This is a genomic window from Pararhizobium sp. O133 (assembly GCF_051669845.1).
Classification (GTDB): Bacteria; Pseudomonadota; Alphaproteobacteria; order Rhizobiales; family Rhizobiaceae; genus Pararhizobium.
This window is the reverse complement of sequence record NZ_CP196426.1, coordinates 2,160,802-2,177,441: the sequence shown is the minus strand read 5'-3', so window position 1 is coordinate 2,177,441 and position 16,640 is coordinate 2,160,802. Positions and strand designations below refer to the sequence as shown.

The window sequence follows — 16,640 nt, the reverse complement described above, 5'->3', positions numbered from 1 at the left end:
ATGCCATGTTGAAATGGGCGCTGATTTTCTTTGTAATTTCCTTGATCACTGGTTTTCTCGGCTTTTCCGGCGTTTCCGCCGCAACGGCCTCGATCGCCAAGCTGCTGTTCTATGTCGCGCTGATCATCTTCCTGATCTTCGTCGTCCTCGCCTTCATGGCCGGCAGCGCCGTTCTCTAAAATGCAATTCAAACACATGAAAGGCCGCGCGGATTTATCCACGCGGCCTTTCTGCGAAATTTCGCGACAAAAAACATGAGTTAAAAAGTCATAAATCACTTTTCGGTCTGAAAAAAATCATGATAAAGACACTCATCTTATCAATCAGACCGAAGTTAGTGACATGCCAATCATCCGCCAGACCTCCCGCCGCCTTCATGCCCACGTCTCCATCATCGCCCTCGCTTTTATCGGCTTGAACACGCCGGTTCTGGCACAGGACGCCACCGAGGCGACCGCGCTTGAGACACTCACCGTCACCGGCGGCAGCGGCGGCACGATCACGGCTGAAGGTTATGTCGGCACCAGCAGCGCCACCGGCGCCAAGATCGACACGCCCTTCCTGCAGACCCCGCAGTCGATCTCCTCGGCCACCGAACAGCAGCTAAAGGATCGCAATCCGCAGACGCTTCTGGACACGTTCGCCTATACGCCGGGCTCGCGCGTCGGTGGTTTCGGTTTCGACCCGCGCTTCGATTCCTTCTCGGTGCGCGGTTTCGACGTCACCTATACCGGCATGTTTCGCGACAACCTGCGCCAGCCGGGCGCCAGTTCCTCGCTGTTCAAGAACGAGCCTTACGGCCTTGAAGGCGTATCGATCCTGCGCGGCCCCTCCTCGGCACTTTATGGCGCATCCGGCGCCGGCGGTCTGTTCAACCTGATCACCAAGCGCCCGACCGAGGAGCCGCTACGCGAACTGCAGTTGCAGTACGGCACGGATAATCGCTATCAGGGCCAGTTCGACTTCTCCGGCCCGATCAACGACACCGATCCTCTCTACTATCGCATCACCGGCCTACTACGCGACAGCGATACGGAACAGGTCGGCGTTCCCGACGACCGCGCCTATATCGCGCCGGCCTTCACCTGGAAGCCGGACGAGGACACCAAGTTGACCATCCTCGGCGAATACTCCCGCACCAAGACCGGCGGCACAGCCGCCTATTATAACGATCCACTGACCGGCGAAGTCACCGACATTTTCGGCGGCAATCCGGATTTCAATGATTCCGTCCAGAAGCAGGCCCGCCTCGGCTACGAATTTGAACACCGGTTCAGCGACGTCTTCACCTTCCGCCAGAACATGCGTGTTTCTACACTCAATACCGATACCGACTGGGCCTTCGCTTATGCGCCCAATGCCGTCGACCCGAGATATCTGGACAGCAGCGCCGGCAGCTTCGATGAACGCCTGACGGCCGTCACACTCGACAACCAGCTGGCGGCGGAATTCGGTACCGGCGCGCTCGATCATACACTCCTTGTCGGCGTCGATTACACCAAGCTGCACTTCAAGTCGCTGAACGGCTATGGCATTACGCCGCCGCTCGACACCCAGAACCCGACCAAGGGCCGCCCCACCGATCCGATCGAACTGACCGATCGCGTGATGCAGGACCAGTGGATGATGGGCACCTATCTGCAGGACCAGATCCGCTACGACGCCTGGACGTTCACCGCCGGCGGCCGCTACGACTGGGTTTCGACCGACACCGACACGACAAACCTGCCGACCAATGCGACGACCTCGGTGTATCAGAAGGACAAGGCGTTCTCCGGCCGCGTCGGTCTGAGCTACGAGACCGATTTCGGCCTCGCACCCTATATCAGCTATTCCACCGCCTTTTCTCCGAATGCAGGGATCAATCGCGAGACCAACGCGCCGTTCAAGCCGACGGAGAGCCAGCAGGAAGAGGTGGGCGTCAAGTACCTGATGCCGAACAGCAATACGCTCATCACCGCCGCCCTGTTCAACGTCGACCAGAAGAACAGCCTCTATTACGAAGTTATTGACCTTGGCGGCGGTCCGGAAAACGTCCAGGTCCAGCGCGGCAAGGTGCGATCACGCGGTTTCGAACTTGAAGCCAATACCAGCCTCGACAACGGCCTGTCGCTGATTGCCTCCTACACCTATACCGATGCCAGGATCACCGAAGGTCCGGCTGACACCGTCGGCAAGTCGGTTTCCTCGGTACCGCGCCACATGGCGACGGTCTGGGCTGACTACACCCTGCCGGAAGATGGCTTCGGATCTGGCCTTGGCTTCGGCGCCGGCGCGCGCTTCCTCGGCGAAAGCTACGGCAACGACCAGAACACCACCCGCAATTCGGCGCGCGTCCTGTTCGATGCCTCGGCTCACTATGACTTTGCAGCGATCGATCCGAAGTATGATGGCTTGCGTTTGCAGGTCAACGCAACCAATCTGTTCAACAAGCGCGACGCCGTTTGCTCGGCGGGCTTCTGCTATCGCGATCAGGGCCGCACGGTGATCGGCTCCCTGAAGTACAACTGGTGAGCCTTTGAGCACGACCGCCAACCACGATGCCAAGACAGCATTCGGGCCTTCCAGCCTGAAGGCGGTCTTTGCCGGTGAGCATGCCTGGTGCGGCGAAAAAATGATGCTGGCGAACGAACTTGACGATGGCGTGCCGCTTGAGGATTTCTTCCTATCAGGCGGCTTTTCCGCAGCGCTCGACACCTATGCAGCCGCCCATGGCGGCACCGACCGCCGGGCCATCGCCTCCATGTGGTCGCTCTATTATTTCTCGATCCTGACCATCCCCTATATCGTCGCGCGCCGGGCCGAGCAGGTCCTGCCGATCAGCCCGGCGGAGATGACCATCGCGCTTGCCGAGGACGGCCTGCCGCGCGCACTCGGGCTTTCCGGCGAAGGTGACTGGAGCGAGGACGCAGAGGGTAACCTGCCCGCCTATGTGATGCCGCTGGTCAAACAGCACCTGCCTACGGTCGTCGGCCGGTTGAAGGCGCTCGGCGGCATCGCCCCGAAGCTTGCCTGGAACAATGCTGCCGTCTATATCGACTATGCCTTCAACGCGACCGAGCGTTCTGCTGAAGGCAGCACCTGGGCTTCACGGCCGCTGTTCGACCAGCCGCGCCTGCCCGACGGTTCGGACAATCCCTTCCATGGCTGTCTGCGGCACGAGGCCGACGGTGAGCAGACGGTCTGCCGCCGCAAGGTCTGTTGCCTGCGGTACCTGCTGCCCGGCATTCCGAGTTGCGGCGAGCTTTGCGCCCTTCCTGCCCAAAGAATGCCTGCCCAAAGAAAGCAATGATGTGAAGCGTCTATTTCTCCTGACCCTTAGCCTGCTCCTAGCCCTTGCCCCCATGGCCATGGCCCGGACCCAATGGCCTTTGACAATCACCGATGGCATCGGCCGGCAGGTAACGATCAAGGAGAGGCCGAAGGCGATCCTGCTCGGTAGCGGTTTCAATCTGGTCGCGCTGTCGCTGATCCATCCGGATCCCGTCAGCCTGCTTGCCGGCTGGTCGGGCGACATGAAGGGCGACAACCCGGAAATCTACAAGGATTTCGTCGCGAAGTTTCCGAAGCTCGCCGACGTACCGATCATCGGCGACGGCACAGGCGACGGGCTGTCCTTCGAGACGATGCTCTCCCTGAATGCCGACCTGGCGATCATGGCCAACTGGCAGGCCGACACGGAACTCGGCAAGCGAGCGATCGAGTATCTGGAAACAACCGGTGTGCCGGTCTTCGTCGTCGATTTCAATAGCGATCCACTAAAGAACACGCCGGGCAACATGCGCCTGCTCGGCCAAATCCTCGACCGCGAGGAACAGGCCAATGCCTTCGCCGATTTCTACGAAGAGCGCCTGAAGCGCATCACCGACCGGGTGGCGGCCCATCCTGAACCGGGACCGACCGTTCTGATGGACGCCTTCCCAAACCCGGATCGCTGCTGCTTTGCCTATGGCACCGGCGGGCTGGGCGAATTCATCTGCATTACCGGTAGCCGCAATATCGCGAAGAACAATCTGCCGCGCGAAGGCGGCATCGTGAGCAGCGAATATCTGATCAAGGCCGATCCTGAGGTCTATATCGCCACGGCTTCGCCCGGCGGCACCTACAGCGTGTTTTCCGTCGGTCCCGGCGTTCCCGCCGAGGAAGCCCGCCGCACACTTGGCGACGCCGTCAAGAACCCGGTCCTCGCCAATCTCTCAGGCGTCCAGAAGGGCCGTGTGCATGGCCTCTGGAACTTCTTCAACGCCGTGCCGCTCAACATCCTCGCCGCGGAAGCCTTCGCGCACTGGCTGCGGCCGGACCTGTTTTCAGATATCGACCCGGATGCGACACTAAAGGAAATCAACGAGCGCTTCGCCGCAGTGCCTTTCCAGGGCTCGTACTGGATCAGCCTGAAATAGCAAAGGGACCGGAAGTGATCTCCGGCCCCTTTGATGACGTGGTTCATGCGGCCTTCTTCATCGCCGTCGCGTTGACAGACGCCTCAGCGAGCGCCGTCAGCGCATGGTCGGTGTCGCCCTCCTGCTGCAGGGTCTCGTCGAGCAGCTTGACGGCATCGTTCAGACCGAGCATGCCAGCCCAGGTCTTCAGTGTCCCGTAGCGGGCCATTTCATAATGCTCCACCGCCTGGGCGGCCGCGAGAAGCCCGGCGTCCAGGGCCGACGAGCCCTTGAACTCGTCGAGAATTTCCTCGCCTTCCTCGATGATGCCGTCGATGGCGGGACATGTCTTGCCGACGGCGCGCTTGCCGAAGATTTCGAAGACCTTCTGCAGGCGCTCGATCTGACCTTCGGTTTCCTCGATATGCTTTTCGAAGGCGGCCTTCAGCTTCGGGCTCTGTGCGCCCTTGGCCATCTTCGGCAGCGCCTTCACGATCCGGCGCTCGGCGTAATAGACGTCCTTCAACATGTCATAGAACAGGTCTTCCAGGGCTTTCTCGGCCATCGGTTTCGTCCTTTCTGCAATTGGATGTGTCGGAAGCGACGAGCGGAAAACGACGATCTCGGCTGTTTGTTCCGCTAAGGAGGACAAACGGAGGATTCCTTTGAGCGGCGCTTCCATCCCGACACCGCCCCGCCTATATACGAGAGCGGAGGACTTTGATGATCTGGATTTTTCCTGCGCTGGCAGGCCTGCTGATCGTGTATTTCGCGATGCGCTCGTCGCGCTTCAGGCGGTTTGCCGAACCGACATTAAGCGTTCTCGTTGCCCTGCTGCTGCTGTCGGCATTCATCGTGTGGCTCCGGGAAAATGGCTCCTCCACCAATACGGCGAGCCCGCCGCCCTTCGCGCAGAACCGCCCGGTCATCCAGCCGGAAGAAATCGTGCTCAAGGATTTGCAATTCACCCGCAAGCGCCCCGATACGAGCTACCGCGCCACCGGCACGATCCTCAACAACAGCGCCGCCGGTCTCACCAACTTCAACCTCACAGTGACGCTCGAAGATTGCCCAGACGGCAAATGCAAGATGGTGGGCGAAGACACCGCCCTCATCCTCGCGCGCCTCCAGCCCGGCCAAAGCCAGGCTTTCGAAACCTTCTTCACCTTTCCCAGTCCCTACGGCGTCGATCCGATTGCGCCGAAGTGGTCGCATCGGGTGACCGACATCCGGGGACGTTTGCCGTAACGCGCGCGGGTTCAACCCGCGCGGCTGATCTCGTCGAGATACCAATTGATGTAGCGCAATTCGTTCTGCTCCATCGGCGCGATCGGACCGGGCACGAAATAGTGCGAACGCACGCCGCGCGACGTGTGCTCGATGATCGACTTGTCCTCGTCGGTCGTAACCGTCCACAGCCATTTCAGCTTTTCGAGGTCATAATCGACGCCTTCTTCCGCCGTGCCGTTGACCAGCCAGATCAGTTCCATCTCGCAGGCTTCCGGCCCCTTGGGAATGAAGCGGTAGATCATCCCGTGATCCGGATAGCAGACGAGGAAGGACGTGCCGCCGAGATGGACGGAGGTGACGCCGCCGTCGAACGCGGTGAAGCGCCCCATCAGCGGTGCAAGCGGCGAGCCGTCTTGGCTACCGGTCTTGACGCCGTCATAGAGGGCATAACGAAAGGCATGGATGGTTTCCTTGCCATTTTCCGAAGTCTGCCAGTGATCGCCGGAGCCGACTTGGATGCCAAGCGCACATGTGCGTTCTTCCATCGCAGCGTTCAGCGCCTCGATCATGTGCAGCGGCTGTTCCAGCGCGTGGGTCTGCGAATATTCCGGGTGGGCCGGGCCGCAATGGTAGCATTCGACATAGTTTTCGACTGCCAGCTTCCAGTTTGCATCGACCGGATAGCTCTGCCGATAGGCGACCTTCGCCTGTCCCCAGCCATACTGGCCGCAGGTCGCATGCAGCAGGTTCTCGACCTCGGAAAAATCCAGCGGATTTTCGGCGAAGGAGATGAAGACGAGACCCTCGACGACGCGGACATGCAGCTTCTTTAGCCCATGATCCTCCCGCTTGAAATCCTTCGGCATCAGCCGGGCCGCCTTCAGCGCCCCGTCATTGCCATAGGTCCAGGCATGGTAGGGACAGACGAAGACGCGGGCATTGCCCTTGTCCTTGGTGCAGACCTCGGCGCCGCGATGGCGGCAGACATTCAGGATCGCATGGATCGTCCCATCCGCATGCCGGGTCAGGATCACCTGCTCGGACGCCATCCGGAAAACCTCGAAATCATTGGGGTTCGGGATGACGCTCTCATGCGCGATGAAGTGCCAGTGGCGGCGGAACACCCGCTCCAGATCGCGCTCGTAAATCTCCGGATCGAGATAGAACGGACGTGCCAGGCCATGGCCCGGCCTGTGGGCGGCGACGAGCTGGTCGATGCGGTCCAGTCGCTTTTCGGTCGTCTTTGTTTCTGGCGCGAGCATGGCTTCATCTCCTTGAAAACATCCGGAAAAATCGCGTTCCGGCGCGCGCACTCAATGCTGGCGGACAAAAGCCCCTCACCCTAACCCTCTCCCCGTTTACGGGGAGAGGGGAAGACGGAATTTGCCGCTTGTCCCTTCTCCCCGTCCAAACGGGGAGAAGGTGCCCGGCAGGGCGGATGAAGGGGTCTCCCTCCCCACAAGGGAGGGGCTAGACCCGCACCCGCTCCGATTTCGGATCGTACATCGGCGCCAGCGAGACCTCCGCCTTCACCCGTACCCCGGCGATCTCGATCTCATAAGCCGAGCCCAGCACGTCCGCGTCCGTTTCGCCCCCGCATGGCACATAGCCAAGCCCGATGGCGCCGCCGAGGTGGTGGCCGTAATTGCCCGAGGTGATCGTGCCAACGATCCTGCCGTCACGCACCACGGCCTCGTTGTGGAACAGCAGCGGCTCCGGATCCGCCAGCTTGAACTGCACGAGGCGGCGCGACAGGCCGGTGTCCTGCTTTCTCAACACCGCATCGCGGCCGATGAAATCGCCCTTGCCGGTCTTGACGGCAAAGCCGAGACCGGCTTCCAGCACATGATCCTCGTCGGTGATGTCATGGCCGAAATGGCGGAAGGCCTTTTCGATGCGGCAGGAATCCAGCGTATGGATACCGCAAAGTTTCAGGCCGATATCCGTGCCCGCCTCCTCCAGCGCCTCGAACACATGCGCCGTCTGGTCGGTGGAGACATAAAGCTCCCAGCCGAGTTCGCCGACATAGGTGACGCGATGGGCGCGAGCGAGGCCCATGCCGATTTCAATCTCGCGCGCCGTGCCGAACGGATGCGCCGTGTTGGAAAAGTCGTTCGGGCTGACCTTCTGCATCAGGTCGCGTGCCTTCGGCCCCATGACGCAGAGCACCGATTCCGAAGCCGTGATGTCGGTGATGACGACGAATTCATCGGCGAGATGCTTGCGCAGCCAGGCCAGATCGCGTTGCAGGGTGGCGCCCGGAACGACCAGCAGGAAGGCCGTTTCCGACAGCCGCGTGACCGTCAGGTCGCTTTCGATACCGCCCCGGGCATTGAGCATCTGGGTATAGACGATGCGGCTCGCCGCGACATCCAGCTGGTTGGCACAGAGCTTCTGCAGGAAGGAAAGCGCGTCGCGCCCCTCGACGCGGATCTTGCCGAAGGACGTCATGTCGATCAGGCCGACGCCCTTCCGGATCGCCAGATGTTCGTCGCGCTGGTTTTCAAACCAGTTCTGGCGCTTCCAGCTATATTTGTATTCGCGCTCCTGGCCCTCCCTGGCAAACCAGTTGGCCCGCTCCCAGCCCGCGACTTCACCGAACACGGCGCCGCGTGCCTTCAGGTGCTCGTGCAGGGGTGTGCGCCGCACGCCCCGCGCCGTCGCCATCTGGCGATAGGGGAAGTGATCGGCATAGAGCAGGCCGAGCGTTTCGGTGACGCGTTCCTTCAGATAGGTGCGGTTCTTCTGGAACGGCTGCGCCCGGCGGATATCCACTTCCCAGAGATCGAAGGGCGGCTCGCCATCATTCATCCACTGCGCCAGCGCCATGCCGGCACCGCCGGACGAGACGATGCCGATCGAATTGTAGCCAGCCGCGACCCAATAGCCTTTCAGTTCCGGCGCCTCGCCGAGATAATAGCGGTCATCGGGCGTGAAACTTTCCGGCCCGTTGAAGAAGGTATGGATACCAGCCGTTTCCAGCATCGGCATGCGCCCGATGGCATTTTCGAGGATCGGCTGGAAATGATCAAAATCCTCCGGCAGCTGGTCGAAGCAGAAATCCTCGCTGATGCCATCCATGCCCCAGGGCTTGGCCTTCAGCTCGAAGGCGCCGATCAGCATCTTGCCGGCATCCTCCTTGTAATAGGTGCATTCGTCAGGAACACGCAGCACCGGCAGGCGCTGCAACCCGGCGACCGGCTCGGTGACGATGTAGAAATGCTCGCAGGCATGCAGCGGCACCGTCACGCCGGACATGTTGCCAAGCTCCCTGCCCCACATGCCGGCGGCATTGACGACGTTTTCGGTCGCGATCGTGAACGTCTCGCCTTGTCTCTCGCAGGTGACGCCCGACACCCGGCCATCCTTCTTGTGGACAGCCGTGACCTTGACGCCTTCAAGAATGGTCGCACCGTTCTGGCGGGCACCCTTGGCGAGCGCCATGGCAATATTGGCGGGATCGCACTGGCCATCGAGCGGCAGATGCACGGCACCCACCACATCCGATACATTCAGATGCGGATACATCGCCTTGACTTCATTTGGCGATATCTCGCGCACATCGACATTGAAGGCACGCGCAAGCGAAGCCTGACGATAGATTTCTTCTTTCCGCTCCTGGGTCAGCGCCACCGTAATCGAGCCGCACTGGCGCATGCCCGTGCCGATGCCGGTCTCTGCTTCCAGCTTGGTGTAGAGATCGGCCGAATATTTGGCGAGCCGGGTCATGTTCTGCGAGGCGCGCAGCTGGCCGATCAGTCCGGCCGCATGCCAGGTCGTGCCCGATGTCAGTTGCTTGCGCTCGAGAAGCACGACGTCCGTCCAACCGAGCTTGGCCAGATGATAGGCGACCGAACAGCCGGAGACACCGCCCCCGATGATGACCACGCGGGCTTTCGAAGGGATGGGCTTGCTCATGCGCGCAGTCTTTCATTCTTGGGATCGAACAGCGGCTCGTCCGCCTGTACAACGGCCTTGAAGCGGTCGCCGTAGATTTCGACCTCGATCTCGGTTCCGGGCTCCACCAGATCGGCCCGGAGCATTCCGAGCGCCACCGATTTGCCAATGCGATAGCCCCAGTTGCCCGACGTCGTTTCGCCGACCACCTCGCCGCCGTGCCAGAGCGTCGACATGTACGGCGCGTCGCAATCGCCGGCGTTCACCACCAGCGTGACGAAACGCTTGGCGACGCCCTGCTGCTTTTCGCGCTCCAGGGCGGCCTTGCCCTTGAAATCCGGCTTTGCCCAGTCAACGAAGCGTTCCAGGCCGCCCTGCAGGATGGTGTAGTCGGTCGAAAGGTCGCCCTTCCAGGCGCGGTAACCCTTCTCGATGCGCAGCGAATCCAGCGCCTCCATGCCGAAGGGTTTCAGGCCATGTTTCTGGCCTGCGGCCCAGACGGCATCGAAGATCGCAGCCGTATCATCGATCTTGGTGTGGATTTCCCAGCCAAGCTCGCCGGCGAAGGAGACGCGGATCAGCTGACACCAGCGGCCGGCGATCTGCACCGACTGATGCGTCAGCCACCCTCTGGCGAGATCCGCATCGCAGACCTCGGCGAGGATATCGCGGGACTTCGGACCGGAGAGGATCTGGCAGGTGAAGTTGTCGGTGGCGTCCTCCAGCGTGAAGGCGGCATCCCTTGGCAGGTGCTTCTTCAACCACTCGAAATCGTGCCACTGCGCCGTCGCCGCCGTGATCAGGAAGAAGAAATCCTCCTCCAGCGCCATGACCGACATTTCCGTGACAATGCGGCCCTTGTCATCCGAAAAATAGGCAAGACCGATGCGACCGGGTTTCGGCACCTTGCCGGTGATGAGGCCGAGCAGCCAGTCGCGGGCGCCCTCGCCCTTCAGCCGGTAACGCGAAAAGCCCGGCAGATCGAGAATGCCGACGGCATGCGTGACCGCGAGACATTCCTCCTCGATCCGCTTCTGCCACGGTCCGGCGCGGTTCCAGGTCTGCGTCGCTTCCTCTGACAGATCGTCGCCGGGCTTGGCATACCAGTTGGCGCGTTCCCAGCCATTGTAGGACTTGAACTGGCCCCCGAGGGCGGCGATCCGGTCGTGGATCGGCGATAGCTTCTTGTTGCGCCCGGCCGGCCAGGCGTGTTTGGGGAAATGCATCGCATATTCATGGCCATAGATTTCCATGCCCTTGGCGATGCAATAATCTTGATCGGTGAAGCTGGTGAAGCGGCGCGGATCGCAGGACCACATATCCCATTCCGTCTGGCCCTCGGTCACCCACTCGGCCAAGACCTTGCCGGCGCCGCCGGCCTGGCAGATGCCGAAGGTGAAGACACAGGCCTCAAAGGCATTCGGCACGCCCGGCATCGGCCCGATCAGCGGGTTCCCGTCCGGCGCATAGGGGATGGGTCCGTTGATCATGCGCGACAGGCCGGCGGTGCCGAGGATCGGCACCCGCTCGACAGCGTCGTTCAGGTACCATTCCAGCCGTTCGAGGTCGTCGGGGAACAACTGGAAGGAAAAGTCTTCCGGCATAGGATCGTCCGACGTCACCCAATGCGCCTTGCAGTTCTTCTCGTAGGGCCCGAGGTTCATCCCGGTCTTTTCCTGCCGGAGATAATAGGAGCTATCGACATCGCGCAAAAGCGGCAGCTTGTGGCCGACCTCCTTCGACCAGGCGGCCAGTTCCGGTATTTCCTCGAAGAGCATGTATTGATGGCTCATCACCATCATCGGCACGTCGCGGCCGAACCACTTGCCCACCTCGCGGGCATAATAGCCGGCGGCATTGACGACATATTCGCAAGCGATATCGCCCTGCGGCGTCGAAATGACCCACTCCTCGTTTTCCCGGCGGGCGCCGGTGGCGGGACAGAAGCGGAAGATTTTCGCACCCATGTCGCGCGCGCCCTTCGCCAGCGCCTGCGTCAACTGCGCCGGATCGATATCGCCGTCATAGGGATCGTAAAGCGCGCCGGTGAGGCCATGGGTTTCGAGAAACGGATACTTCGACTTGATCTGGTCGGGCGACAGGATGTCCAGATCCATGCCCTGGTAGCGCCCCATGCCGACGACGCGCTTGAATTCCTGCAGCCGTTCCTTCGAATGGCCGAGCCGGACGGAACCGGTGACATGATAGTTCATCGGATAATCGACGAGATCACCCAACTCACGATAGAGCGACGCCGAATAGCGCTGCATGTTCATGATCGACCAGGACGACGAAAACGTCGGCACATTGCCGGCCGCATGCCAGGTGGAACCCGCCGTCAGCTCGTTCTTTTCCAGAAGCACGCAGTCGGTCCACCCGGCCTTGGCCAGATGGTAGAGGCAGGACGCCCCGACCGCTCCTCCCCCGATGATCACCACGCGCGCATGAGACGGCAAATTCGACATGTCTGTTCCCTTGTTTGGGGAAGAGTTTTGGCAATGATGCGGACCAGCATCAAGCGCACGGATTTTGCTTTATTGATCGAAAAATTCGATTAGATTGCGAATGGAACAAGACCCCTCCCCAACCCTCCCCACAAGGGGGAGGGAGTTTTCAGAACAAGATTTCGCTTTTGAGTTCCTGATGCTCGAAGATGCGGCATTCTCGATAAGCTCCCTCCCCCTTGTGGGGAGGGTTGGGGAGGGGTCTTCGTGAGAAGTCGGGAGACATCATGCAGATCGACCTTATCGAAACCTTCCTCGACCTGATGGAAACCCGCAGCTTCAACCGGACGGCGGAACGGTTGAACATCACCCAGTCGACCGTGTCCCACCGCGTCAAGGCGCTCGAAGCCCAGTTCAATCGCAAGCTCTTTACCCGCAACAAGGGCGGCACGGCGCCGACGGCGTCGGGACTGCGTTTCCTTGATCACGCCAAGGCGCTGCAGCACCAGTGGCACGAGGCGACAAGGGCGGTGGAAAATGCCGGCGCCTATGAGCGCTCGATGCGGCTCGGCATCCAGCACGATCTCGCCGAAGCCTTCGCCGGCCGCTGGCTGTCGGCGATAAGAGCCGACCTTCCGGCAACCTCGATCTATATGGAAGCCGATTATTCCATCCAGATGAACCGGGACCTTGCCGCCGGCGATCTCGATCTCGCCATTCTTTACACGCCGCATTACCTGCCCGATCTGCATTACGAGCGGATCGGCGAACTCACCTATATGTTGGTCAGCACCAGTGCCCGCGCCGTCGCTGAATTGAGGCCCGAGATCTATATCCAGGCCGTCTATTCGCCGGCCTTCGATCGGGCACACCGGCTGGCGCTGCCGCATCTGTCGGCCGCCCCTCTGGCGTCCGGGCAGAACATCGCCATCACCGGCCTGTTGAAGACGCTCGGCGGCGCGGCCTATCTCAGCCGCGATACGGCGCGGCAACTCGTTGAGGAAGGCAGCGCCTTTCCGGTCGAGGACGCGCCGCCGATCGCCCAGGCAATCTATGCCGCAACCAGCATCCGCACCCGCCACGCCCACCAGCATCGTCGGATCATCGCCGTGATGGAGGAATTGTTGGCATCGTGATTACCGCGATCCCATAGGCTTCAGGGATGTTCGACAAAAGCTTCCGCCTGCGTTTCGGCAAGACGCGCCAGAATGTCGCCGGCCGATACCGGATAGGCGATGGCACAACCCTGAAGGACATCGCAGCCAAGCCGGGTCAGAAGTTTAGCATGTTCCAGCGTCTCCACGCCCTCCGCCACGACCTCGATGTTAAGCGCCTTGGCGATCTCGACGATGGATCGCAGCAGGCGCTTCTGTTCGCGCGACGTGGTGATCGGCATGACCAGTTGCCGATCGATCTTCAGCCGGCTCGGCTTCAGCTTCATCAGCCCGATGATCGAGGCATGGCCGGAACCGAAATCGTCGATCTCGATGTCGATGCCCAGTTCCTTCAACGCCGCGACATTGGAAAAGACGCTGTCCTCGGTGTCATCGAGGAAAATCGTTTCCAAAAGCTCGAAGGCGAGCGTGCCCGGCTCGACCTCAAGCTGGTGCAACTCGTCGATCAACAGTGGATCCGACAAACGCGCCGCCGAAACGTTCACCGCGATCCGCGGCACGCGCACGCCCTGGCGCAGCCAGGATTTCCGGTCTTTCAGTGCTGCTTTCAAGATCGCGGCATCGAGATCGTCGAGCATGCCGAGGGAGGAGGCGACACCGAGAAACTCCCCCGGCAGCAGCAATCCCCGTTTGGGATGGTTCCAGCGCGCCAAAACTTCCACGCCGACAATACGGCGGCTGCGCGCATCGACCTGCGCCTGGTAATAGGGAATGAACTCGCCCTTCTCCAGCCCGCGCGCGAATTGCTTGGCGAGCCGCCGCTCGTTGTTGAGCTGAGCCTTCATCTGCGTCGAGAAGATTTCCACCCTGCCCCGGCCGAGCTTCTTGGCGCGGTGAAGCGCGATATCGGCCTCGGCCAGCAGTTCGGTGACATTGCGGCCATGGGCTGACGCAAGCCCGATCGATGCACTGATGCGCAGCACCTCGTCCTTGTGCCAGACGGATTGCTTCAATTGCTGCGCCAGCCGCTCGGCAACCGTTTTGAGGTCGTCGATCGAACTGAAATTGGAAATCAGCGCCGCGAACTCATCGCCCCCCATGCGAGCGACGAACGCGCTCTTCGGCAAGGCGGCCACAATTCGGCTTGCCGCCGATTTCAAGACGTCGTCACCGACCGAATGGCCGGCCGTATCGTTGACCTGCTTGAATCGGTCGAGGCCGATATGAAGGATCGCCAGTTTCTCGACCGCCTGATCATTCGAAAGCTCGACCAGGCGGCGGTCGAAGAAGCGGCGATTTGGAAGCCCGGTCAGGTAGTCGTGCTGGGCCGCATGTTCGATCCGCTGGGTGCTTGCCTCCAGTTCCACGGCCCGCGTTTCGGCAATCGCCTTCTGCCGCTGCAATTCCCTGTTCAGGAGGACGTCCGCGGTCACATCCCATTCGGCGCCGAGAAAGGTGATATTGCCGTCTTCCTCGAAGCAATGCGCACGCGAGCGGAGGTAGCGGATCTCGCCGCTCGGCAGGATGATGCGATATTCCGATTGATAGGCACCCTTCGTGGCGATTGCCTTGTCGAAATCGGCTTGCGCATGCTCAAGATCGTCCGGGTGGATCGCTTGCGTCCATACTTCGCCCTTGACGTGCTTCTCTTCGCGGCCGGTTCCGTAAAGCCGGTGCATTTGCAGATCCCAGACCACTTCGTTCGCCTGGGTGTCATGCTCCCAGACACCGATCTGGGATGCGTCGAGCGCCAGTCCCAACCGACGAAGAATATTCTGGAATTCCTGTTCGGACCTCACCGCTTTCATGGTCTTCTCTAAGAGTGATTCATCGCGTACAGGCGTGCGGGCCATTCTGCATCAAGGTTCCTAATGAACTATTGTTCCGCCGCACGCGAAATGTAAACGGCAATACAATCAACCATTCATTGTTATTTCAAGGCAGGTTTGTCCAATATCTCTTCATGGAGCCGAGATATATACGGCAACGGACAGACGAAGCTGCATCAAAGCTTGCCCTTCAAAGCGGCATGCCGCGTCGCAGCCTCGAATTGACATCGACGGGGGGACGTCATAATCATCGTCGGATCAATTGGTTCCCTGGGGGCGAGGCGCTTTCGGGGAGTAAATGGGAACGTGAAGGGTGGACCCATTCTGGGCATCTCTATCATGGCCGACCCCGCGACTGTAGAGCGGTCAGAGTTTGTCATGCCGGACATCCGGCAAAAGCCACTGCGGCGGCGGACTTCAAGTCCGTACCTTGGGAAGGCGAGACAGGCTCCTTGGTGCGAAAGTACCTGACGCCGCGAGCCAGGAAACCTGCCGGTTGATAAGGGGCACGGTGCCCAATTGGTGGGAGAAATCCCACGCGCCATCACGGAGGTTGTCATGGCTAAGACTAATGTTTCGAATGTAACGCTCTCCCTCAACGACCGCATCACGACCGGCATTCTTGCGCTGCTGATCGGCAGTTTCCTTGTTTTCGGCGCCGGCCTGGCCAATTCCGCCGTGCTGCACGATACCGCGCACGACGTCCGTCATTCCTATGGCTTTCCTTGCCATTGATCGCCTGAAAGGCGACCCGCCTTTCTCAGCCATCCAACATGAAGCAATGCCTGGTTTCGATGAAAACCGGGCGGCGGTGATCTATGCGTCCGTGCTTCGGCACCGGGCGATTTTTGCCGTGGGGATTTCAAGCATGCAAAGCGTGAACGCGGTCGAAAGCAGCTGTTCCGCTTGAACCTGGGGATATCGATATGGTTATTAAAACAATTCTGGCCGCGCTGGTGGCTGGACTGATTGCGGGTGTCTTCATGACCGCTGCGCAGGAACTTCGGGTGACCCCGCTGATCCTGCATGCCGAGGAATATGAAGGCAAGGAACCGGCCGCCGGGCAACCGGCAACCGAGCAACCCGCCACCGAACAGCAGCATTCGCATCTGAAGCAGCAATCTCCCGTGGACTATGTCCTGTCCGCTCTCTCGCCGATCACGCCTGCCTACGCGCATGAAGAGGGTGAACACGAGGAAGGCGGCATCATGTTCGGCATGAGCCGATTTTCGGGAACGCTGCTCGCCAATCTCGTGGCGGGCTCGGGCTTTGGCCTGCTTCTGGCTGGTGTCAGCCTCGTCATCGGCTATCCCATCACGTTGCGCAACGGAGCGCTCTGGGGCGCCTGCGGCTGGCTTGCCGTCCACCTGCTCCCTGCCCTCGGCCTGCCGCCGGAATTGCCGGGCTTCCCGGCCGCCGACCTGCAGGACCGGCAAATCTGGTGGGTGGCAACGATCCTGTTTTCTGGCGCCGGCCTCTATCTGATCGTCCTGCGCGGTGAATTCGTCGCCAAGGCGGCCGGCCTGCTGCTGCTGATCGCTCCGCATCTTTATGGAGCGCCGCAGCCAGTGGACATTTCGAGCGCGGTCCCGGCCGTTCTCGGCGCGGAATTCGCCGTGGCTGCGCTTGCGACGACACTGGCCTTCTGGATCGTGCTGGGCGTCGTCTCCGGCTTCATCAACGACCGGTTTCTGAAATCGGCCTGACAGTCATCGCGTGCCGCCCGCAAAGCTGGCGCGGCGCGCG

13 protein-coding genes and 1 riboswitch are annotated in these 16,640 nt (G+C 60.9%); of the genes, 8 read left to right on the top strand and 5 right to left on the bottom strand.

Translation table 11 applies throughout. The annotated features are described in order from the left end of the window. Window positions 1-5: 5 nt before the first annotated feature. From ACST81_RS10445 to ACST81_RS10430, 4 genes are all read left to right on the top strand, one after another. A complete protein-coding gene (locus ACST81_RS10445) occupies window positions 6-179 on the top strand; it encodes a DUF1328 domain-containing protein (RefSeq protein WP_438753075.1) in 174 nt (57 codons plus the stop codon). Window positions 180-342: 163 nt separating this feature from the next. Then, window positions 343-2,514 (top strand): TonB-dependent siderophore receptor, encoded by a 2,172-nt coding sequence (locus ACST81_RS10440; protein ID WP_438753072.1) that lies wholly within the window; start codon window positions 343-345, stop codon window positions 2,512-2,514. A gap of 100 nt (window positions 2,515-2,614) precedes the next feature. After that, on the top strand, window positions 2,615-3,292 hold the full coding sequence (fhuF, locus tag ACST81_RS10435; RefSeq protein ID WP_438753491.1) for a siderophore-iron reductase FhuF: 678 nt from the start codon (window positions 2,615-2,617) through the stop codon (window positions 3,290-3,292). Window positions 3,293-3,344: 52 nt separating this feature from the next. After that, window positions 3,345-4,400, top strand: coding sequence for an ABC transporter substrate-binding protein (locus tag ACST81_RS10430; protein WP_438753489.1), 1,056 nt, complete (start codon window positions 3,345-3,347; stop codon window positions 4,398-4,400). 43 nt (window positions 4,401-4,443) lie between these two features. Here ACST81_RS10430 and ACST81_RS10425 read toward each other — a convergent pair whose 3' ends face one another. Continuing rightward, entirely contained in the window at window positions 4,444-4,944 is a 501-nt protein-coding gene (locus tag ACST81_RS10425) for a YciE/YciF ferroxidase family protein (RefSeq protein WP_438753069.1), read from the bottom strand. 158 nt (window positions 4,945-5,102) lie between these two features. Between ACST81_RS10425 and ACST81_RS10420 the strand changes: the two genes are divergently transcribed. Further along, window positions 5,103-5,627, top strand: a complete 525-nt coding sequence (locus ACST81_RS10420; protein WP_438753066.1) for a hypothetical protein — start codon at window positions 5,103-5,105, stop codon at window positions 5,625-5,627. An 11-nt stretch (window positions 5,628-5,638) separates the two neighbouring features. Here the strand turns inward: ACST81_RS10420 and ACST81_RS10415 are convergent, their stop codons facing one another. The 3 genes from ACST81_RS10415 to ACST81_RS10405 form a co-directional block, all read right to left on the bottom strand. After that, window positions 5,639-6,871 carry an aromatic ring-hydroxylating oxygenase subunit alpha gene (locus tag ACST81_RS10415; RefSeq protein ID WP_438753063.1) on the bottom strand — a complete coding sequence of 411 codons (1,233 nt, stop codon included), beginning with the start codon at window positions 6,869-6,871 and terminating at the stop codon, window positions 5,639-5,641. 208 nt (window positions 6,872-7,079) lie between these two features. After that, window positions 7,080-9,527, bottom strand: coding sequence for a GcvT family protein (locus ACST81_RS10410; RefSeq protein ID WP_438753060.1), 2,448 nt, complete (start codon window positions 9,525-9,527; stop codon window positions 7,080-7,082). Beyond that, the gene (locus tag ACST81_RS10405; RefSeq protein ID WP_438753057.1) at window positions 9,524-11,971 is read right to left on the bottom strand and encodes a GcvT family protein; all 2,448 of its coding nucleotides are present in this window, start codon (window positions 11,969-11,971) and stop codon (window positions 9,524-9,526) included. Before ACST81_RS10405 ends, ACST81_RS10410 begins: the two co-directional genes overlap by 4 nt. Before the next feature lie 266 nt (window positions 11,972-12,237). On the opposite strand from ACST81_RS10405, the gene ACST81_RS10400 reads away from it, so the two are divergent. Then, entirely contained in the window at window positions 12,238-13,086 is an 849-nt protein-coding gene (locus ACST81_RS10400) for a LysR family transcriptional regulator (protein ID WP_438753054.1), read from the top strand. A gap of 20 nt (window positions 13,087-13,106) precedes the next feature. On the opposite strand, the gene ACST81_RS10395 is transcribed toward ACST81_RS10400, so the two are convergent. Next, window positions 13,107-14,873, bottom strand: coding sequence for a bifunctional diguanylate cyclase/phosphodiesterase (locus tag ACST81_RS10395; RefSeq protein ID WP_438753051.1), 1,767 nt, complete (start codon window positions 14,871-14,873; stop codon window positions 13,107-13,109). A gap of 267 nt (window positions 14,874-15,140) precedes the next feature. Then, window positions 15,141-15,405: riboswitch (cobalamin riboswitch) on the top strand. Window positions 15,406-15,452: 47 nt separating this feature from the next. On the opposite strand from ACST81_RS10395, the gene ACST81_RS10390 reads away from it, so the two are divergent. Beyond that, window positions 15,453-15,629, top strand: coding sequence for a CbtB domain-containing protein (locus ACST81_RS10390; protein ID WP_438753048.1), 177 nt, complete (start codon window positions 15,453-15,455; stop codon window positions 15,627-15,629). A gap of 191 nt (window positions 15,630-15,820) precedes the next feature. Further along, on the top strand, window positions 15,821-16,600 hold the full coding sequence (locus ACST81_RS10385; protein WP_438753045.1) for a CbtA family protein: 780 nt from the start codon (window positions 15,821-15,823) through the stop codon (window positions 16,598-16,600). The last annotated feature ends 40 nt before the right edge of the window (window positions 16,601-16,640 follow it).